The sequence below is a fragment of the Tessaracoccus zhenghani genome, assembly GCF_055326325.1.
The window spans coordinates 44,852-64,836 of the sequence record NZ_JBUZNQ010000006.1 but is presented as its reverse complement, the minus strand read 5'-3'; the positions used below and the strand labels follow the sequence as shown (position 1 = coordinate 64,836).

At 68.1% G+C, this 19,985-nt stretch carries 15 protein-coding genes; 5 read left to right on the top strand and 10 right to left on the bottom strand.

Features of this window, described 5'->3' with window-relative positions:
* Positions 1-5: 5 nt before the first annotated feature.
* Together ACZK4S_RS12455 and ACZK4S_RS12450 are read right to left on the bottom strand one after the other, a co-directional pair.
* The gene (locus tag ACZK4S_RS12455; RefSeq protein WP_076062717.1) at positions 6-1,505 is read right to left on the bottom strand and encodes a methylmalonyl-CoA carboxytransferase subunit 5S; all 1,500 of its coding nucleotides are present in this window, start codon (positions 1,503-1,505) and stop codon (positions 6-8) included.
* Between the two features lie 182 nt (positions 1,506-1,687).
* Positions 1,688-1,915, bottom strand: coding sequence for a CsbD family protein (locus tag ACZK4S_RS12450; protein WP_076062715.1), 228 nt, complete (start codon positions 1,913-1,915; stop codon positions 1,688-1,690).
* A 306-nt stretch (positions 1,916-2,221) separates the two neighbouring features.
* Here ACZK4S_RS12450 and ACZK4S_RS12445 point away from each other — a divergent pair, with 306 nt between their 5' ends.
* The 3 genes from ACZK4S_RS12445 to ACZK4S_RS12435 are packed head-to-tail and all read left to right on the top strand — an operon-like array spanning position 2,222 to position 6,271.
* Complete coding sequence (locus tag ACZK4S_RS12445; RefSeq protein ID WP_463644478.1) at positions 2,222-4,612, top strand: glycoside hydrolase family 3 C-terminal domain-containing protein; 2,391 nt, start codon at positions 2,222-2,224, stop codon at positions 4,610-4,612.
* Between the two features lie 24 nt (positions 4,613-4,636).
* Positions 4,637-5,257, top strand: a complete 621-nt coding sequence (locus ACZK4S_RS12440; protein ID WP_076062710.1) for a hypothetical protein — start codon at positions 4,637-4,639, stop codon at positions 5,255-5,257.
* A gap of 9 nt (positions 5,258-5,266) precedes the next feature.
* Positions 5,267-6,271 carry a glycosyltransferase family 2 protein gene (locus ACZK4S_RS12435; RefSeq protein ID WP_076062708.1) on the top strand — a complete coding sequence of 335 codons (1,005 nt, stop codon included), beginning with the start codon at positions 5,267-5,269 and terminating at the stop codon, positions 6,269-6,271.
* Here ACZK4S_RS12435 and ACZK4S_RS12430 read toward each other — a convergent pair.
* Positions 6,264-7,565, bottom strand: coding sequence for an ATP-binding protein (locus tag ACZK4S_RS12430; protein ID WP_076062705.1), 1,302 nt, complete (start codon positions 7,563-7,565; stop codon positions 6,264-6,266). The two genes, ACZK4S_RS12435 and ACZK4S_RS12430, sit on opposite strands and share 8 nt — an antisense overlap.
* Entirely contained in the window at positions 7,562-8,275 is a 714-nt protein-coding gene (locus ACZK4S_RS12425; protein WP_463644477.1) for a LytR/AlgR family response regulator transcription factor, read from the bottom strand. The genes ACZK4S_RS12430 and ACZK4S_RS12425 overlap by 4 nt, the downstream gene beginning before the upstream one ends.
* A gap of 87 nt (positions 8,276-8,362) precedes the next feature.
* Here ACZK4S_RS12425 and glf point away from each other — a divergent pair, with 87 nt between their 5' ends.
* Positions 8,363-9,502 carry a UDP-galactopyranose mutase gene (gene glf / locus ACZK4S_RS12420; protein ID WP_463644476.1) on the top strand — a complete coding sequence of 380 codons (1,140 nt, stop codon included), beginning with the start codon at positions 8,363-8,365 and terminating at the stop codon, positions 9,500-9,502.
* A gap of 69 nt (positions 9,503-9,571) precedes the next feature.
* Here glf and ACZK4S_RS12415 read toward each other — a convergent pair whose 3' ends face one another.
* The 4 genes from ACZK4S_RS12415 to ACZK4S_RS12400 form a co-directional block, all read right to left on the bottom strand.
* Positions 9,572-12,529, bottom strand: a complete 2,958-nt coding sequence (locus tag ACZK4S_RS12415) for a glycoside hydrolase family 3 C-terminal domain-containing protein (RefSeq protein WP_463644475.1) — start codon at positions 12,527-12,529, stop codon at positions 9,572-9,574.
* Positions 12,530-12,576: 47 nt separating this feature from the next.
* Complete coding sequence (locus tag ACZK4S_RS12410; protein ID WP_076062697.1) at positions 12,577-12,987, bottom strand: hypothetical protein; 411 nt, start codon at positions 12,985-12,987, stop codon at positions 12,577-12,579.
* Positions 12,988-13,088: 101 nt separating this feature from the next.
* Positions 13,089-15,533, bottom strand: a complete 2,445-nt coding sequence (locus tag ACZK4S_RS12405) for a glycoside hydrolase family 3 N-terminal domain-containing protein (protein ID WP_463644474.1) — start codon at positions 15,531-15,533, stop codon at positions 13,089-13,091.
* A gap of 199 nt (positions 15,534-15,732) precedes the next feature.
* On the bottom strand, positions 15,733-17,091 hold the full coding sequence (locus ACZK4S_RS12400; protein ID WP_463644473.1) for a hypothetical protein: 1,359 nt from the start codon (positions 17,089-17,091) through the stop codon (positions 15,733-15,735).
* A gap of 127 nt (positions 17,092-17,218) precedes the next feature.
* Between ACZK4S_RS12400 and ACZK4S_RS12395 the strand changes: the two genes are divergently transcribed.
* Positions 17,219-17,782, top strand: a complete 564-nt coding sequence (locus ACZK4S_RS12395; RefSeq protein WP_463644472.1) for a maleylpyruvate isomerase N-terminal domain-containing protein — start codon at positions 17,219-17,221, stop codon at positions 17,780-17,782.
* 90 nt (positions 17,783-17,872) lie between these two features.
* Here the strand turns inward: ACZK4S_RS12395 and ACZK4S_RS12390 are convergent, their stop codons facing one another.
* Entirely contained in the window at positions 17,873-18,682 is an 810-nt protein-coding gene (locus ACZK4S_RS12390) for a putative endonuclease domain-containing protein (protein ID WP_463644471.1), read from the bottom strand.
* A gap of 315 nt (positions 18,683-18,997) precedes the next feature.
* The gene (locus ACZK4S_RS12385) at positions 18,998-19,984 is read right to left on the bottom strand and encodes an acetylxylan esterase (protein WP_463644470.1); all 987 of its coding nucleotides are present in this window, start codon (positions 19,982-19,984) and stop codon (positions 18,998-19,000) included.
* Between the last annotated feature and the right edge of the window lies 1 nt (position 19,985).

Genomic DNA, 19,985 nt, shown 5'->3' with positions numbered 1-19,985 from the left:
TCTCCTTAGGCCGGCTCGACGGCAACGCTGTGCGAGCGGCCGGCAATGGTGACGTTGTACTTAACGGGGCCGCTGATACCGGGGCGGTCAGCGCCGGCCTTCTGGGCGGTCGCTTCGGACTTGAGCTGGGCGTGGGTCTTGCCGACGCTCTTGGGGCCCTCGTCGCGCGACTTGAGGAACTTCGGCGCCACACCCGGGAACATCGCGTTGGTGAGCACGTCCTCCTCGGAGCCGTCGTAGCCGTCGAGGTTCGAGGCGGCCTTGACCAGTGCGTCCCATTCGGGCTTCAGGTGGTCTGCCGGACGGTCGGTGATGACCTCCTTCTTGGCCTGAGCCTGCGCCAGGGCGACGACATCGGGGTTGCGCTCGCCCAGGCATTCGCCGTAGTAGCCGAGCATCAGGTCCGCGAATTCACCGGTGAGCACCTTGTAGCGGCCCATCAGAACGTTGAACACGGCCTGCGTGCCCACGATCTGCGACGACGGGGTGACCAGCGGCGGCTGGCCCGCGTCGGCCTTGACCCGGGGCACTTCCTCCATGACCTCGCGGATGCGGTCGCCCGCGCCCTGCGCCTTGAGCTGCGACTCCATGTTGGAGAGCATGCCGCCGGGGATCTGGGAGGAGAAGATGTCGGTGTCGACCAGGGTGGCCGACTCGAACTCCTTGTACTTGGGGCGCACCGTGGCGAAGTGGTCACGGATGCGCAGGAGGCGCTCCATGTCGAGGCCGGTTTCGTAGCCGGTGCCCTCGAGCATCGCGACGAGCGACTCCGTGGGGTTGTGTCCGGGGCCCAGCGACATCGACGAGATCGCGGTGTCCACGACGTCGGCGCCGGCCTCGATGGCCTTCATCAGCGACACGAGCGTCACGCCGGTGGTGGAGTGGCAGTGCACGTTGATCTGAACGTCGCCGTAGGTGTCCTTGATGCCCTTGACGATGTCGTAGGCCTGCTGCGGCTGCAGGAGCGCGGCCATGTCCTTCAGGGCGATGGACTCGGCGCCCATGTCCAGGAGCTGGCCGGCCAGCCGGATGTAGCCCTCAACCGTGTGGACGGGAGAGACGGTGTAGCAGATGGTGCCCTGCGCGTGCTTGCCGACGTTCTTGACGGCCTGCATCGCCTTGGCCATGTTGCGGGGGTCGTTGAGGGCGTCGAACACGCGGAACACATCCATGCCGTTCTCGGCGGACTTCTCCACGAACTTGTCGACGACCATGTCCTCGTAGTGGCGGTACCCCAGGAGGTTCTGGCCGCGCAGCAGCATCTGCAGCTGCGAGTTCGGCATCAGCTCGCGGAAGGTCCGCAGCCGCTTCCAGGGGTCCTCGTTCAGGAAGCGGATGCACGCGTCGAACGTCGCGCCGCCCCAGCATTCAACCGACCAGTAGCCTGCCTGATCAATGTCTTCGCACGCATCCACCATGTCTTCCATGGCCATGCGAGTCGCCATCAAACTCTGATGTGCGTCGCGGAGCACGAGCTCCGTCACGCCGATCTTTCGCGCTGTCATGGCAACTATCCAATCATGGCCACTGCTCGCTCCATGGGGCACCCCCGAGAAAGCCGGGCGTCAGGGGAAAGTAGTCTGTTGTGTTGTCCGTTCGCGGACGCTCCGGGTACGCGGAGACAGCAAACGGGACCACCCGCGAGGGATGGTCCCGTTTGGTTCAGGGCCGTGTGGCCGGACCGTTGTCAGTGACGACGGTCGTCGGTGACGGAATCCTTGAAGTCCTCAACCTTGTCGGCGACTGAGCCAGAGGCATCGCCAACCTTCTCATCGACCTCGTGACCCACTTCCGAGACATTTGCCTCGATGCGATCACGCTGGCCGCTTCGACGGAGTTCTTCGTTGTCGGTTGCGTCGCCGATGCCTTCTTTGGCCTTACCGACGGTTTCCTTCATCTTGTCTCCGAGTCCCATAGGCTGCCTCCTAGCGGTCGGTGGATAGGACTTCCCAATGTACCCGCGGGGCTCGGGTCAACCAAGGGTTTCGGGAAATCCCCGCCATAGGGGTGGGATCTGGGCCGCTCCGCCTCGGCCGAGGACGGCCCCGCACGCCGCCCACAGCGCGGGGCCACCAGGCACCCGACGACGGATCGTGCTGCGGATCGTGCCGACTGTGCATCGGCCCCGACGCCCCGCCCCGCCCCTGTGGTCGACTTTCGGACGACCCCTTCCCGGGCCGCCCGCACCGGCTCCGGGGGACGCGAATCAATGGAGATACCCATGACCCAGGAACTCACGACGCTTGAGAAAGCCGCCTTGCTGAGCGGCAAGAACGTCTGGCAGTCACGCGACCTGCCCAGGCACGGCGTCCCGTCGTTCTTCATGGCGGACGGCCCGCACGGCGTCCGCAAGCAGGTGGGCTCCGGCGACCACCTCGGCCTCAACGCCTCCGAACCGGCCACCTGCTTCCCCACCTCGGCGACGGTGGCCTGCAGCTGGGACGTCGAACTGGCCGAGGAGGTGGGGCACGCGCTCGGGCGCGAGGCCGCCGCGCTGGGCGTCAACGTGCTGCTGGGCCCCGGCCTCAACCTGAAGCGCAGCCCCCTGGGCGGGCGCAACTTCGAGTACTTCTCCGAGGACCCCTACCTGAGCGGCAAGCTGGCCGCCGGCTACGTGCGGGGCATCCAGGCCGAAGGTGTCGCGGCCACTCCCAAGCACTTCGCGGTCAACAGCCAGGAACTGCGCCGGATGGCGTCAGATTCCGTCGTCGACGAGCGCACGCTGCGCGAGGTGTACCTCACCGCCTTCGAGATCGTGGTCCGCGAGGCCGAGCCCCGTGCACTGATGAGCTCCTACAACCTCGTCAACGGCACGTATGCCCATGAGAACCGCCACCTGCTCACGGACATCCTGCGCGGTGAATGGGGCTTCGACGGCGTGGTGATCAGCGACTGGGGCGGCAGCAACGACCCCGTCGCCGCCGTCGCCGCCGGCGCCAACCTGGAGATGCCGGCCCCAGGGCTGGATTCAGTGCGCCAACTGGTCGAGGCCGTCCGCGACGGGCGCCTGGCCGAGGCCGACCTCACAGCCCGCGCCGCCGAAGTCGTCAGGCTCGCCCTCGCCGGCGCCGACGCCGAGCGCCCCACCGTCGACCACGACGCCCACCATGCACTCGCCCGCCGCGCCGCCGAGGAGTCGATGGTGCTGGTGCGCAACGAGGACGCCATCCTCCCCCTCTCCCCCGGCACCCGCGTGGCGCTCATCGGCGACATGGCCGACACGCCGCGCTACCAGGGGGCTGGCTCGTCCCAGGTCAACCCCACCCGGCTGAGCTCCGCCCGCGAGGCCATCGCCGACAGCGGCCTCGAGCTCACCGCGTTCGCGCAGGGCTACCGTCGCCACTCCGGCATCGACGGCGACCTCGAGGCGCAGGCGGTATCCGCCGCGCGCGCCGCCGACGTGGCGCTGGTCTACCTGGGCCTCGACGAGATCAGCGAATCCGAGGGCGTCGATCGCCGCCACATCGACCTCCCCGACGCCCAGCTTTCCCTGCTGCGCGCCGTCGCCGCCGTCAACCGCAACGTGGTCGTCGTGCTCAGCGCGGGCTCCGTCGTCGACCTGGCATGGGCGGAACAGACCCGGGCGGTGCTGCACGGCTACCTGTCCGGCCAGGCCGGCGCCGAGGCGGCCCTGCGCGTGCTGACCGGCGGGGTCTCCCCGTCGGGCAAGCTCGCCGAGACCTACCCCGTCTCGCTGGCGGAGACGCCCACGTTCGGGCGCTTCCCCGCCGAGGGCCGGCCAAGCGTCTACCGCGAGGGCGTGTTCGTCGGGTACCGCCACGCGGAGGCCGCGGGCCGCGCGGTCCGCTACCCGTTCGGCCACGGCCTGAGCTACACGAATTTCACCTACTCCGACCTGCACCTCAGCGAGGCGGGCGCGCAGTTCATCATCACGAACACCGGCCCCGTCGCGGGCGCGGAGATCGCCCAGCTCTATGTGTCGACGCCGGGCAGCGCCGTCGTCAGGCCGGTCAAGGAACTCAAGGGCTTCGCGAAGGTGCACCTCGCCGCGGGCGAATCCGCCAGCGTGACCATCCCCTTCGACCGATACACCTGGCGCCACTTCGACGCCACCTCCGGCGGCTGGGAGATCGAAGGCGGGCTCCGCCGCGTCCTGGTGGGCGCCAGCTCCGCCGACCTGCGGCTGAGCGGCGAGCTGCAGCTCCCTGGCGTCGCCGTCGACGCGACCGTCGCGCCTGAGACCGTGCGCCGGGCGATGCTGCGCGGCCTCGCCGACGACGAGTTCAGCGACCTGTTCGGCATCACCGTGCCCAGGGACGCCACCTCCGGCGCGCTGGACCGCAACGACCCGCTCGGCGACCTCAGCCGCGCCCGCAGCCCCCTGGGCCGGTTGGCGCACTGGATCCTCGTCACCCTGCGCCGTCGAAGCGAGGCCAAGGGCGAGCCGGACCTCAACATCCAGTTCCTGTACAACATGCCGTTCCGGGCCATCGCGAAGATGTCCAACGGCGTGGTCAGCGACGAGATGGTCGACGGCATCGTCGCGTTCGTGAACGGCCACCACTTCCGTGGGCTGCGCACCATCGTCGGCGGCTTCCTCCGCAACCGGCGCCTGGGCAGGGACCTGTCCCGCCAGCTCAACGCACACTGAAATCACCAAGGAGCAGACCCGCCCATGTTCACCAAGATCCGCACCGCGTGGGGCCGTTACAGCGAGCGCCACCCGGAACTGTCGAAGTTCCTGATGTTCTTCCTCCTCAGCAACGGGGTCACCGTGCTGCAGATCATCGTCATGCCGTTGTTCCGCGCCATCTTCGCGCGCACCTCGCTGATCGACACCAACTTCCAGGTGTGGCCGGTGGGCGCCAACGTCGACGGCTCGCAGTACTTCATCTTCGACTACGCAGCCGGCGCCCTGCCCGACGGCGGGGGCGGCCTGGCCTACTTCCTCGCCGTCCAGCTCGCCATCGGCATCGCGCAGATCATCAACTTCTTCGCCCAGCGCAACATCACGTTCAAGTCGAACACCAGCATCTGGCGGGCCGCCTTTTGGTACCTGGTGGCCTACGTCGTCATCACGGTGGTGGCGGCGGCCGCACAGGGCTTCTACAAGGCGCCGATCTACACCTTCCTGATCGACACCCTCGGCTGGGGACAGACCGGCGAGACCGTCGCGGATGTCGTCACGATGATCATCAACGCGGCCATCTCGTTCTGGGTGTTCTACCCCATCTTCAAGCTCATCTTCCGTCAGGAGCCCGTGCCCGCCGAAGACGTCGCTGAGCAGACGGTCTGAGGACCGGACATGACGACCCTGACCCTGGCCGTGCCGAGCTACAACTCGGCCGCCTACCTCCACCGCTGCCTCGACTCCCTGATGCCGCTCGACGACGACCTCGAGGTCATCGTCGTCAACGACGGCTCCAGCGACGACACCTCGGCCATCGCGCACCGCTACGCGGAGGCGCACCCCGGGCAGGTGCGCGTGGTGGACAAGGCCAATGGCGGCCACGGGTCGGCGGTCAACGCCGGCCTGGACGCCGCCACGGGACGCTACTTCCGGGTGGTGGACAGCGACGACTGGCTCGACCGCGAGGCGCTCACGGCGCTGCTCGGCGTGCTGCGCGGCCAGGACCGGCTGGACCTCGTCGTGACGAACTTCGTCTACGAGAAGGAGGGCCGCACGCACCGGCACGCCATGCGCTACCGCTCCACCCTCCCCATCGGGCGCGAGTTCGGCTGGGACGAGGTGGGCCGCTTCCGCGCCGACCAGGGGATGCTGATGCACGCGCTGACCTACCGCACGGCGGTGCTGCGCAACTCCGGCATGCGCCTGCCGGAGCACACCTTCTACGTCGACAACCTCTACGCCTTCGTGCCCCTGCCCTATGTGCAGCGGCTGTTCTACCTGGACGTGGACCTGTACAGGTACCACATCGGCCGGGCCGACCAGTCGGTCAACGAGGCCGTCATGCTGAAGCGCCTGGACCAGCAGCTGCGGGTCAACCGCCTGATGATCGGCGCGCTGCCGTCGCCCGGTTCGACGCCGAAGGCCCTGCACCGCTACCAGGTGCACTACCTGGGGCTGGTGTGCGCCGTCTCCTCGATCATGCTGATCCGCGCCGGCGGGCCGGAGCAGCTGCAGCAGAAGCGCGAGCTGTGGCGCGACCTTCGCGCCGCCCACGCGCCGGCGCACCGACAGCTACGACGCAGCGGCATGGGCCAGTTGGTCAACCTGCCCGGCCGCACCGGGCGCAGCGTCTCGGTGCTTGCCTACCGTGTGGCCCAGTCGGTCGTCGGGTTCAACTGAGCGGGAGTAGCACCGTCAGGGTGAACCAGTTGTCGCGGCCGACGAAGGTGGCCTCGCCGCCGTACTTCTCGGCCGCCTGCTTGATGCTCTTCACGCCCAGGCCGTGCGTGCCCCCCACCTTCCGGGTGGCGAGTTCGCCCTCCTCGTAGCGCAGCTCGCCGTCGAAGTAGTTCTCGAACTTCAGCACGACGAAGCGGGCCTGGTTGAACACGGCCACCCGGATCAGTCGCTGCTCCGGGTCCGGCAGGCGCAACACCGACTCGATGGCGTTGTCCAGCGCGTTGCCGCAGATGCTGGCCAGGTCCATCACGTCGACGAAACCCAGGGCGCCGCCGTCAGCCACGGCCGTGAAGTTGATGCCCCTGGATCGGCAGTAGCGGGCCTTGGAGGTCAGCACCGTGTCCAGCACCGGGTTGCCGGTGTCGAACGCGGCGCCGAACTCGTTGAGCGACTCCTCCAGGGCATCGAGGTGCTTGCCCCGCTGCTCCGGATCCCGCTCGGACCGGATCACGGCCAGGTGGTGCTTGAGGTCGTGGGAGGCGCGGCTGACCTGTTCGATGTCTCGCTTGGCCGCCAGGTACTGGTCGTGTTGGGTGCGCAGGATGGCGTCCATGGCAGCCACCTCCAGGTCTGCCCGCTGCTTGCGTAGCTGCTCGTGCTGGGCGTACAGCGCGATGTAGCCGGCCAGGTCCACCAGCGTGCGGATGTAGAAGACCTCCAGGGAGATCTCGCCGCTGAACGGCGTGTTGGGGGTCACGAAGCTGAGGTTGCTCAAGCCGAACGTGCCCACCGCCATGGCGATGGCGATCGCCAGCATCCGCGGCTCGACGGCCGGCGCCATCCCGTCGAAATGCCGCCGCTCCAGCACGTGCGCGACCCCGAAGGCGGCCGCATACAGCGCCAGCAGCACCAGCGTGGGGAACAGTGCGGTGATCCCTGGCTCGGGGTGGAAGTAGAAGGCATGGATCTGCCACTCCAGCGACGCGACCAGCTCCGCCAGCACGAACGCCCGGGCGGTCACGTAGCCGGCGTCGCGGGCGTTGACCGTGGTGGCGATACCGACGAAGGCGAGCATGCACGCGGCCGCCAGCCCCATCCCGAGCGTCCACAGGTACTGCGGCAGCGTACCGGCGAACAGCTGCACACCGACCAGTAGCCCCAGGCCCCCGGCCAGGGCGGCCACCGTGCCGGCCACGCCCCACCGTCGGGGCAGGACGAGGATGTAGACGACGCAGGCGAGCCACTCCGCCAACCCCGTGAATTCCCGCGGGATGTTGGGCAAGATCTCGGTCACGCGGGGTTCCCGCCGAAGTAGGCGGACAGGGCCTCCAGGAACGGCTTCTTCCGCGCGCGGCTGACGGGCAGGGAGACACCGCCGGTGTGCTTGGATTCGCTGCCGCTGAACCCCTCCACATGGCGCAGGTTCACCAGCAGGAAGCTGTTGGAGCGGTAGAAACCCCGCGGCTCGAGTTGGGTGGCCATCTCCTTGAGCGTGCCGATCATCGACAGCTTCTCGTCCACCATGTGGAAGACGAGCCGGTGCTTGATGCTCTCGATGTAGATGACGTCAGCCAGGTTCACGCGCAGCATCTCGCCGCCGACGCTGAGCATGATGTGCTCGTCGCGGGCCTTGTCGAGACGCTCCAGCGACCTCTTCAACTCCTGCGAGAACGCGAAGTACGGAACGGGCTTCAACAGGTAGCTCAGGGCGTCCACCTCGTAGCCCTTGATGGCGAACTGCGCCATGTTCGTGACGAAGATCAGGATGACGCCGGGGTCCACCTCGCGGATCAGGCGGGCGGTGGCGAAGCCGTCCAGGTTGTCCATCTGGACGTCGAGGAAGATGATGTCGAACCGGGGGCGGTAGGAGGCGGTCAGTTCCGAACCGTCGGCGAACTCCTCCACCTTGAACTGGACGCCGCTTTCGAACTCGTACCGGGCCAGATAGCCCTGCAGGAGGTTGCGGCTCTCCGGCTGGTCGTCGACGACGCCGATGGTGATCATCAGTCCCTCCTCGCTCGCCCTCACATTACCAATCTGGCCCCTGTCCACGCTGGTAGCCTTACCCGGGAGCCGCAGCCGGGAGGGAACATGGATCTGTTGGTCGTAGGGTCCGGGCTCTTCGGGCTGACCATCGCGGAGAGGGCCGCCACCGAACTGGGCCTTCAGGTGACCGTAGTGGAATCCCGCAACCACATCGGGGGCAACGCCTGGAGCACGGTCGACGAGGCCACGGGCATCGAGGAACACCGCTACGGCGCGCACATCTTCCACACCTCCAACGACAACGTGTGGGGCTACGTCAACCGGTTCACCCGGTTCACTCCCTACGAGCACCGGGTCTACGCCCGTCACCGCGGCGAGGTGTTCCCGCTGCCCATCAACCTGGGCACCATCAACCAGTTCTTCCGTCGCGGGATGAGCCCCGACGAGGCTCGCGGTCTCATCGCGGAGCAGGCAGCTGAGCTGGGCGGGCGCGAACCGGGCAACCTCGAGGAGAAGGCGATCTCACTGATCGGCCGGCCCCTGTACGAGGCGTTCATCCGCGGCTACACGGCCAAGCAGTGGCAGACGGACCCGCGCGAACTCGCGTCGGGCATCATCACCCGGCTTCCGGTGCGCTTCACCTACGACAACCGCTACTTCAACGACACCTACCAGGGCATGCCCCTGGACGGCTACGCCGCCTGGCTGCAGCGCATGGCGGACCATCCCCGGATAGACGTCCGGTTGGGCGTGGATTTCCTCGAGCCCGGGCACGAATTCAGCCGCGGCTCCGCCGTCGGCCAGGTGCCCGTGGTCTACACCGGCCCGCTGGACCGCTACTTCGGGCACCGCTACGGGACCCTCGGCTGGCGGACGCTGGATTTCGACCGTCGCGTGCTCGACGTCGATGACCATCAGGGCACCGCAGTCATCAACGAGTGCGACGAGGACGTCCCCTACACGCGCACGCTGGAGTTCAAACACTTCCATCCCGAGCGCACCCACCGTTCCGGCACCGTCGTGGTGCGGGAGTTCTCCCGCTTCGCGCAGGCCGCAGACGAGCCGTTCTACCCCGTCAACACCTCCGAGGACCGGGCCGTCCTGGAGCAGTACCGGCAGGCCGCCTCGGACGAACCACGCGTGTTGTTCGGCGGGCGGCTGGGCACCTACCAGTACCTCGACATGCACATGGCGATCGGCTCGGCGCTCAGCCGCTTCGACAGCGTCGTGCGCGCCTGGTTCTGACCCCGGACACACAGCTGCGGGGCCCGCTCGGAAGCGGGCCCCGCAGTTGTCGTCAACCTTCGGTGTGGGTCAGGCTGCGCTGACCTCACCGGAGTGCCTGCGCACCCGGCGCCACACCAGGAACGCGCCCAGGAGGACCAGGGCGCCCAGCACGGCGGTGACCGCGTACTGGATGTAGACCCAGGTGGGGGGCGTGTAGTCCACCGTCGCGCCCGGGGCCAGCCCGTTCATCGCGTTGGAGTTGGCCACCGTGAACAGGATGTTGTGGGTGGCGTTGCGGATGTCCGTGACGGCCTTCGCCGACGTCGTGTCCACGAAGGACTTCGACGGCTGGAACGTCAGCGTCAGGTCCGTGCCCGCGCTGATGCTCTGGTTCGGGTTCATGTACGGGTACAGGTTGAAGTCCGAGATCGCGAAGCCCTGGAAGCCCCATTCGTTCCGCAGCACGTTGGTCATCAGCGCCTCGGAGCCGCCGGCCCACGTGGCGCCGATGCGGTTGAAGGAGCTCATGATGCCCGCCGCGCCGATGGTGGTGTCGGTGCGGGTGCCATCGGCACCCGAAATGTAGGACACGTCCATCGAGATGTTCTTGACGGCCATCTCGAAGGGCTTGAGGTACAGCTCGCGGATCGTCTGCTCGGTTGCCCACGTGGCGATGCCGTTGTTGACGCGGTTGGTTTCCTGCTCATTGAGCGCGAAGTGCTTGAGCATCGTGTAGACGCCCTTCTCGGCGACACCGTTGGCCACAGAGGTCAGCAGCGCACCCGACAGCAGCGGGTCTTCCGAGTAGTACTCGAAGTTGCGGCCACCGAACGGCGAGCGGTGCAGGTTGGCCGCCGGGGCGTACCAGCCGTTGATGCCCTTGTGGAGCGCCTCGTTGCCGAGCATGCGGCCCATCTCGGTGCCCAGGTCGACGTCCCACGTCTGCGCGATGAGGAACTGCGACGGGTAGGCAACGCCGTTGATGGACGAGTTGATGAACGACGAGAAGCCCGCGGGGCCGTCCGGCTCCAGGGTCTGCGGCTTGGCGATCGAGCCGATGCCTGCGGTCTGGTAGGCGCCGTTGAGCAGCAGGTCGGACATCTCGGAGACCGTCAGCGAATCCAGCAGTTCGGCCCACTGGGGATCATCCTTGGCCAGGCCGCGCATGTCGATGAGGGTCAGGTCCGACCCCTTGCCGGTGGCAGGCTTGTCGCCGTCGAACTCGTCGGCCGCAGCCTCGTGGTCCCACGGTGCGAAGCCGGCGACGATGGCGTCGCCCGCCACGTACTGATCCTCCGAGGGGGCGGTCGGGAAGGTGCCCGCGAAGTCGGCGCGCGACATCGAGACGACCTTGCCGTCCTGGGGCTCGGCGGCGAACTGCTCCGAGACGCCGTCGAACTGGTTGGTGACCTCGGTGAGGTCCGTGGAGCGGTGGTTGTCGCCGGAGTACACCACAGTTTCGTCCACGGTGTAGGCGATGGGCTCCACGCCGTCGGCGAGGGTGTGCGAGTCGGTGCGCAGGCTGATCTCGTAGTCGCCGGCCTCCAGGACGTAGGCGCGGTTCTCCAGGTGGTCGTAGGACGCCATGTCCTCGACGGCGAACTCGAGCGTGAGGGTCTCCGAGGCGCCCGGCTCGATCATGTCCGTCTTGGCGAAGGCCCCGAGGACCACCTCTGCCTTCTCGATGCCGCCCGGCGTGTAGGGCGCCGAGTAGTACAGCTCGACGACGTCGCGGCCGGCGACGGCACCGGTGTTGGTGACCTCCACCTCCACCGAGATGGCGCCGTCCACGGCACCCGCCTCGGAGGACACGACGCGCCAAGCGAAGTCGGTGTAGCTGAGGCCGTGGCCGAACGGGTAGACCACCGCGTCGTCGTAGTCGATGAAGCCCTCAGCGGCCGCCGTCTCGTAGTAGCGGTAGCCGATGTAGATGCCCTCCGCGTAGTTCACGAACGGGGCGTCAGAGGTCAGCGTCGCGTTGGAGGTGGCGCGCTCCACGGCCGAGACCGGGAAGGAGGCCTCGATGTTGTTGTAGATGAAGTTGCCGAAGTTCGCGTAGGTGGGGTCCTTCGTGAAGTCGGCGGCCCAGACGTCGGCGGTGCGGCCCGAGGGGTTCACGTCGCCCGCGAGGATGCCGCCGAGCGCGGAGAATCCGCTGGCGCCAGGTGAGCCGGCCAGCAGGATGGCGTCGACCCCGGCGTCGTCCTGGAGATCGCCCAGTTCCATGGTGGTGGAGGCGTTGACGACGACCACCACGGTGTCGAACGACGACTTCGCGAGCTCGATGAGGTCGCGCTCGTCCTGGTTGAGTTCCAGCTGGTGCTGACCATCGACGGCGTTCTCGTCCCAGCCCGCCATGTCACGGGTGAGGTCGCCGCCCTCGCCGCCGGGGCGGCCGATGAAGACGATGCCCGCATCCGCGAAGTCCTGGAACGAGCCCTGGAGGGCCTCGTACTGTGCGACGGGGAGCTCACCGATGGTGTAGCTGGAGGCCTCGGGGTTGTCCATCTCGATGTGGCCCCGACGGTTCTCGGCGGCGAACGCCTCGATGGCCGTGTAGACCTCTTCGTTGATCTCGAACCCGGCGCCCTCGAGCCCGCCGCGGGCGGTCACCGCGGAGCGGGTGTCGACGGAGCCGGAGCCGGCGCCGCCGAAGACGGGGTCCGCGGCCGCGCGGCCCAACATGGTGACCCGCCGGGCCGAGGCGAGCGGCAGGGCCGCGCCATCGTTCTTGGCGAGCACGATGCCACCTGCGGCGATCTCCTCGACGAGTTCCTTGGCCGCCGCGTCGACATCATCGATGGTGGCGAAATCGGCCGTGTAGTACTCGGTGTCCCACCCCTCGGATTCCTCCGAGTTGGTGAAGGTGTACGTACCAGAACCGAGCTGGGAGGCGACCCAGCCGCCGCCGACCACGAGCGCCACGTTGGCGGCGATGATCAGGGCGGTCACCGTCACGAGGACGGGGACCCAGATCCACAGGAACCTCTTGTTCGGCATTGGCGCCTTCCGGCGATCAGAGACCTTCTTCGGTCTGGCGTTCACTACTTGTCTCCTTCGAGCACAGGTTCAATGATGAGGTGTGGGGGCGGTTACTCGGAAACTTCGGAGATTTCGCCGTCCTGGTCGATCTGCCAGGTCTTGTCGTCGGCGGCGGAATCGGCTTCGATGGTGAACTTGCCGTCCTTGATCTCGATGGTTCCCTGCACGCGGGAGGTCTTCTCCGAGAAGCTGTAGGGCATCACGAGCAGGCCGTACTTCACGGTGGGGGCCTCGACGTCGCTGGCCAGCATGACCTGGTTCCAGTCGTCGTCCTTGAGTGCTTCGAGCACGGTCTGGCGGGCGTTCTCCAGGTCTTCGGCCACGTCCACCTCGCTGGCGGCGGGCGCGCTGGCGGCGGGGGCGGCGGCGTCGTCCCCGGCGGAGCAGGCGGTGACGCCCAGGGCGCCGGTCATCGCGAACAGGAGGCCGAGTCCGGTGGTCAGAATCTTGTTGGTCTTCACTTCTTGTTCCTTATCGTCTGTGGCTCCGGGCGGGTCCCGGTGCCGGGAACGGGTGGCGGGCCGGAAGGGGATTCGGCCCGCCACCCGGGCGGTGGGGTGGGTCAGCCGGCGATGGGGCCGGCGTAGTTCAGGCCGAAGCCGTAGTCGTAGGCGTTGCCGTTGGCGTCGGTGTAGGGCGTCACGTCCTTGGCGACGTCCTCGAACTGCTTCTCGACGGTGTCCATGTCCGCGGGGAACTGGATGGGCAGGCGGCCCTTGGGCTCGTACAGGCCCAGGGAGACCTCGATCAGCGCTTGGTCGCTCGTGCCGAAGCCGACGACGATGGCATCGGATTTCGCCTCGAACTCCGCCGGGATGACCGGGTTGGCCGCCTTGAGGACGGTCACGACGGGGATGTCCTTGCCGCTGGCTTCGACGGCCGCGACGGCCCGCTCGAACGAATCCAGGTCGGCCTCGTTGGAGATGCGCGAGGTGTTGCCGAAGTAGGAGCGATTCTGCTTGGTGCCGTCCTCGAGAAGGTCGCCCGAGATCGACACCTTGCGGACGTTCTCGCCGTCGGCGGTGTAGGGACGGTACTGCAAGGACAGCGGGTACCACTCGCCGGTCGCGGCGTCGAAGCCCGAGTTGCCGAACACGGCGCCGGCCACGGGGCTGTCCATGCCGACGAGAACGAGGTCGACATCGCTCAGGTCTGGCGCGGTGTAGCCGACGACCTTTCCGTCAGCATCCTTCTCCACCTCGTCGGTGACGACCTTGGAGAAGTACTTGGCAGCGACGTCGAGGTCCATGGTCGGGCCCTCGGTGTAGGCCGGTTCGCCGAAGATGCTCGCCGTGCCGACGTCGTAGGACTGGGGGATGTACACGGTCTTGTCGGACCACTGTGCCGCCTCGGCCGCGGCGATGGTGCCGTCGTCGTTCTTCAGCATGACCACCGAATCGAGTTGGGCGGCGTAGCCGGCCTCCACCTTGTCCTCGCTCGCCAGTGTCTCGGCCGACTGCTCGGGGTCGAGGAAGGCGCTCTCGTAGAGGCCGGGGTTGAAGAACATGGTAAGGATGCGGGCGCCGGACTCCTGGAAGCGGGTCTCCGCGTCCATCTCGAGCTCGCCGGCCTCGAACTTCTGCTGCCACAGGTCAGCGGCCTCGAGCAGGAAGGTGGCGTCGTTCACGCCGCCGAACATGTCGTGGCCGGTGCCCAGCACCTCGACGTATCGCTCCGCCGGGCTGAGCTCCTCCGCGCCCCACGCGGTGCCGATGAAGGCGCCCTCGTCCTTGGCCCCCGTCATGACTCCCCAGTCGGTGACGATGACGCCCTGGTAGGAGTTGTCCTCCCGGAGGATCGCCATGCGGCTGGCGTCGTACGCCGTGCCCATGCGGTCCTCGAACAGCGGCTCGCCGTCGGCGTCCAGCGCGATCGAGTAGGCCGTCATGACTGCTGCGGAGTCGAGCGCACCCTGGAAGACCGAGACGTGCTCGGCCAGGTTGTCGCCCGGGTAGACGCCGTACTTGCCGGCGTCGGTGTGGGCCTCGCGGCCACCCTCGCCCGGCCCGTCGCCGGCGAAGTGCTTGATCATGGCGTTGACGGACTCCGTCCCCCAAGCGTCTTCGCCCCCGGTGCCCTGGAAGCCGTCGACGTAGGCGGCGGCCAGTTCGGCCGCCTGGGCGGCGTCCTCACCGAAGGTGCCGCCGACGCGCAGCCAGCGGGGTTCGGTGGCGAGGTCGATCTGGGGGCTCAGCGCGGTGGAGATGCCCAGCGCACGGTATTCAGCAGAGGCCATCTCACCGAAGTTCTGGGTGTGCTCCGCGTTGAACGTTGCCGCCAGGCCCAAGTTGGAGGGCCAGCGGGAGATGTCGGCGCCATCGGCGTTGTAGCCGCCGGAGCCGGCGGTCGACCGCGGGTCGGAAGCGAAGTTGACCGGCACGTAGGGGGTGTCCTCCGTGGACAGGGTCTCGACGAACGCCTGCATCTCGTTGACCCACGGCACGGTGACCTTGGCGTCGCTGCCGGCGGCGTTGAGGACGGCGCGCAGGTTGGACTCGGACAGGTAGGTCTTCTGCGCGTCGGTGAGGCCGTCCGCAGGGGTGCGCTCGTGCGAGCTGAACAGCATGAGGCCGGCGATCTGCTCGACCGACATCTGGCCGGCGAGGTCGGCGGCGCGTTCGGTGGCGTCGACCCGCCAGTCCTCCCACGTGTCCAGCTCACCGTTGGCGTTCATGTCCTTGAACGCGTACGTCGCACCCTCGATCTCTTCCTCGAGCAGGGTGACGCCGCTCTCGGCGCCGTACGACAGGGTGGGGCCGTCACCAGGGTTGTCGACGACCTTGAAGGTGGTGGTGCCGTCGGTGACCTCACGCTCTGTGTAATCGCCGGTGGTGGTCTCGCTGACCGATTGCGCAGCCGAAGGTGTCGGGGACTGGGTCCCCTGCTGCGCCGGGGCTGCGGTGCAACCCGAAAGAGCCATGGCCGCGACGCCGGCGAAAGCCAGGACACGCACGGCGGAGCGCTTCATCGGATGCCCCCCTGCACCCTCACGCTGAAGTACCTTCATCTATTTCTCCTCGTCGAGTGGGACGCGGCCGGACGGCCGCGTGTTACCGCGAGAAACTCAATCAGCCGTCCGGAGAGGCGCTCGCCGCCTGAGCACAACCTGTCGGTCTGTGCGCACAATCGGCCGGGAGGGGGCCCATATACGGGCCGGAGCGGCAGCCATCAGGCTGCCGCTCCGGGTGTCGTCGATGCGAGGTGGATCAGGTGAACTGGACAATGTTGTTGAAGAGCCACGTGTCCACGACGCGGTAGGTGGTTGCGCCGGCCGACACCGGCTCAGCCACCTTCGCCATCGCGTACGCGCGGCAACCGTTGCGGCCTGAGGTGGCGGTGTCGCACTCGACGCGCCACCTCCGCCCGTCCGTGGCGGTCCACTCGCCCTTGTAGCCGACGGTGCCGTTGCCGCCCACCGGGTTGCCCTTCCACAGCGCGCGCGGCGACGGCTTGTACGTCAGGTTGTTGAACGCCCAGCCGTCGAGCCGGTTGAACGTGCCCGCCTGGTAGAGGATCTGGGTGGCCCAGATCTCCGTGCGGCACCGCTCCGTGGCGGAGTACGCCTCGCACGTCGTGCGCCACTTTCGGCCGTTGAGGTCCCACGTGCCGGGGGTGGTGTAGACGTTGAACAGCTTGCTGTCCATGGCGAGCTTCCAGTCCATGAACTGCTGCGGCGTGCCGACAGGGGTGAGGCCGGTCTCGCCGTGGGTGACGTTGACCACCCGCATCTCGTAGCGGCCGGAGACCAGCCCGACGGGGAGCTGCCCGCGGAGCTTCGTGATGCCGGCCCCGGCGCCCTGGACGGGCCCGTTGGCGTCGAGCGGGACCCACTTCGTGCCCTGCTTGAGCTGCACGCTGTAGCGCCCCGAGCTCGACGCGTTGTACAGCAGGCGCGTGAACGCACCGTCCTTCGTGGGGGCTGCCTCGAAGCCGCGGTCGCGGGGCCGCTTGCTCACCAGGGAGACGCGGTCCATCCCTGCGTACCGGTCCGCCGAGTTGAGCACCATGCCGCGCACGGGCCGCCAATCGCTGGGCTGCACCGCGATCGTCGCCTGCGAGGTGTACTCGCCGGGCAACGCGCGCGTCTTGATGCTGGCGCGTGCGACGCCGACGGTGTCGGTCGCCTTGACCTTCCTGGGAGTGACCATGACCGGGTCCGAGAGGGGGGCGAACATCACCCGGTTGTCGGCGTCGCGGACCTCGTAGACGATCGCGCTCAGCGAGACGGTCACGCCGGGCACGCCGCGGACGGACACCTGCAGCGTGACGCCCTCCTCCGGGCTGGTGGTGAGGAACTGGGAATCGATCGCGATGGAGCAGGTGGAGCCGTCGGTGGGGACGCCACCGCACAGCTTGATGGTCTCCTCCCCCGCCGTCGCCTGCGCTGCCGGGGAGCCGAAAGCGAGACCAGTCACGGCCAGGGCCGCGGCGATGACCGCTCCCAGCCAGGCTTTCGTGGACTTCATGGGGATCCTGGTGCCGGTGAACCTGCCCGCCCGGTGGAGCACTGCGCCCCCCAGTGCCAGCACCGCAGTTGCTGCGGCGCTGAGAAACTTCTTCGCCATGGATCTTCCCTCTCGTTAGCGGATCCGAGGGCATTCTGTCTGGGTCCGGGGTCACCTGGGGCGCCCTGTCCAGACTGTCCACAGGCCGACGCCCGAGTTCTCGCCTCGCAGCCCGTACGCTTCTGCCATGACCAATCAGATCGCCGAACAGCACTCCGCCCTCGCCGGCAAGCTCGCCGCCATTGCGGCCAACGTCACCGACTGGGACGCACCCACCCCCGTGCAGGAATGGCGCGCCCGCGACGTGCTGGCCCACCTCATGGGCTGGCTCCCCGGCATGCTCAACGGAGCCGGGGTGGAACTGCCCACCGTCGAGGTGGGAGACGACGTGCTCGCCGCGTGGTGGAAGCACACCGCCAACGTGCAGGCCCTCGTCGAAGACGATGAGCAGGTGGCCCGCGTCATCGACGTCGGCCAGGGCGACCAGACGCTCGGCCAGGTGCTCGAGCAGTTCTACCTGTCGGACCTGTTCATGCACCGCTGGGACCTGGCGAAGGCCTCCGGCCAGGACGCCCAATGGGAACCCGAGGTGGTGGCCGGGATGGTCGAGGGCATGGCCCCCATCGCCGAGGCGCTGGGCGCTTCGGGCGAGTTCGGCACCCCCGTCGTGCTGGACGAGTCGCACACCCCTGAGGAGCGCCTCGTGGCCCTGATCGGGCGCGATCCGAACTGGGCTCCCGTCGTCCTCTGAGCCCGCGCCGGGCCAGGGATCTGTTGGAGTGCGGAGCTACCGGGTGACTTCACCCGATAGGTCCGCACTCCATTTGTCATTGGGTCTCGTTCATTGGGTCTCGACGGCCGGGCAGGCGGGGCACTGCTGCATCTGCTCTGACCAACCTCCGCGACGCAGGAGGGTCGCCACCTGGGTGGCCGCTCCACAGGGTTCGTCATTGGTGTTGTGCCAGCCGTAACGGAGCGTGCGGCTGTCGTCGTCCACGATGTTGGCGTTGTCGCGGCGCATGTCGCGGGACCAGTTGCCGTGGTCACGCTGACCGTCCAGTTCGAGGATGAGGCCGTATTCCTCGTACATGCCGTCGACGCGGCCCGCCTCGCGCTGGACCTGCCTGTCGGGCAGCGGCAATCCGTGGGCCTGCAGCACCTTCCGGTGGAACTGCCACTCGAGGGCCGACTCGATGCCCCTCCCAGCGGCCGTCGACAATTCCTCCAGCACAGCCCTGTGCCGGACGGCCCTCCGCTTCCCCACCGTCGCCAGGACGCGCCCCGGTGTCGTCTTCTTCTGTGCGAAGGCACGGGCCAGGGCCGAGACGGCCTCGTTCTCGTCTGCTTCGTCAGCGATGTCCAGCAGCGTCTCTTCGACGCTGGTGCGCCGCGGGGTGAGACGCCCGCGACGGCTGGACCTCCGGAACCGCACGCTCCACTCGCCGACCGCGAACCCCAGGTGCTCGCGCGGTGCCCAGATGGTCACGTCCGAGGGCTCGTCGCGGACCACGCCGTGCAGGAATCCGGCCGCCCGGCTGCCGACCGCCGCGTCAGCGCCGCCCCGGAGAACGCCCGACCAGGCCGCGCCGAGGAACGACGGCGGGTCGAGCAGGTACAGACCTTGGGCGACGCGGTGCCAGTCTCGCGCCATGCGCGAGATCACATCCTGGCTGAGCCCTCCGTCGGTCAGTTGTGCGGTGGTGAGTACTCCTGATTGGTCGTCAGCGAGGCGCCGGAGGGGTGGGGGTAGAGACTGTCGAGGTCGCATACGCCCACCTTGAGCGCGCCGTCGGAGCAACAGCCAGCGTTTCGAGCGAACGGACAACACCCGACCGGGAACGGACAACACCTCAGCGTCCTCAGACAACACTCCCCCCAGCGCGGAGCAACCCGCCATCGAGAAAGCCCCACTCAAGTGCGGAGTTCCTGGGCGTGTATGCCCAGGAACTCCGCAGTCGGAAAACGGTTAGCCGCTGAGCTCAGCCAGCCACCGGTGGATCCGCTCCACCTGGTACCCGCCGCCGCCCTCGTGGCCGTTGAAGGGGTACACCTCGATCGCCTTCTCGCCCGCGTAGTGGTGGTAGGCGGCGTACACCGTCGACGGCGGGGTGATCTGGTCCATCAGCGCCACCGAGAACAGCCCAGGCGACTCCGCCCGCGCGGCCATCGACATCATGTCGAAGTACGACAGCGTGCGCATCACCTGCTCGGCTCGCTGCGGGTAGACCGCCAGGTAGTCGGCGACCTCCTTGTACGGATAGGCGTCGGTCAGCCCGATGGCCCGGCGGAAGTGCGACATGAACGGCACGTCGGCCGCGCACCCGGCGATCCGCACGCCCCGGTGCCGAGCCAACCCGGCCACCGCCAGCGCCATGGCGCCGCCCTGGCTGCCGCCGGTGATGAACAACCGGTCGGCATCCACCCGCTCGTGGCCGGCGGCGGCCTCGGCCAACCGCACGGCGTCGACGAACAGGCGACGGTAGTAGTAGCCCTCCGGGTCCAGAACGCCGGCGGTCATGACGCCGGGCACGCTGCCCGACGTCCGCAGCCCCGGGTCTTCGCTGCCCGGCTTGGGGCTGCCGTTGCGCCATCCCTGACCCCGCGCGTCGATCACGAACTGCGCGTACCCGCCGACGGCGAAGTGGATGTTCTCGAACGGCATGCCGCGGCCCATGGAGTAACCGGTGTACTGCACGACGGCGGGCAGCGGCCCCTCGATGCCCCGGGGCAGCGCGAGCCACCCGTAGACGCGGTGGCCGTCGAAGCCGAGCCAGCTCACCTCGAGCGCGTCCAGCACCGCGAGGTGCGTCTCGACGGGTTCGCAGGTGAAGTCGAGCGGGCCGGAGCCGTGCTCCTCGAAGGTGCGGGCCCAGAACTGGTCGAAATCGGCGGGCTCGTCGAGTTCCGGCGCGTAGGTGGCCAGCTCGGTGGGAGTGAGGTCGAAGAATGCCATG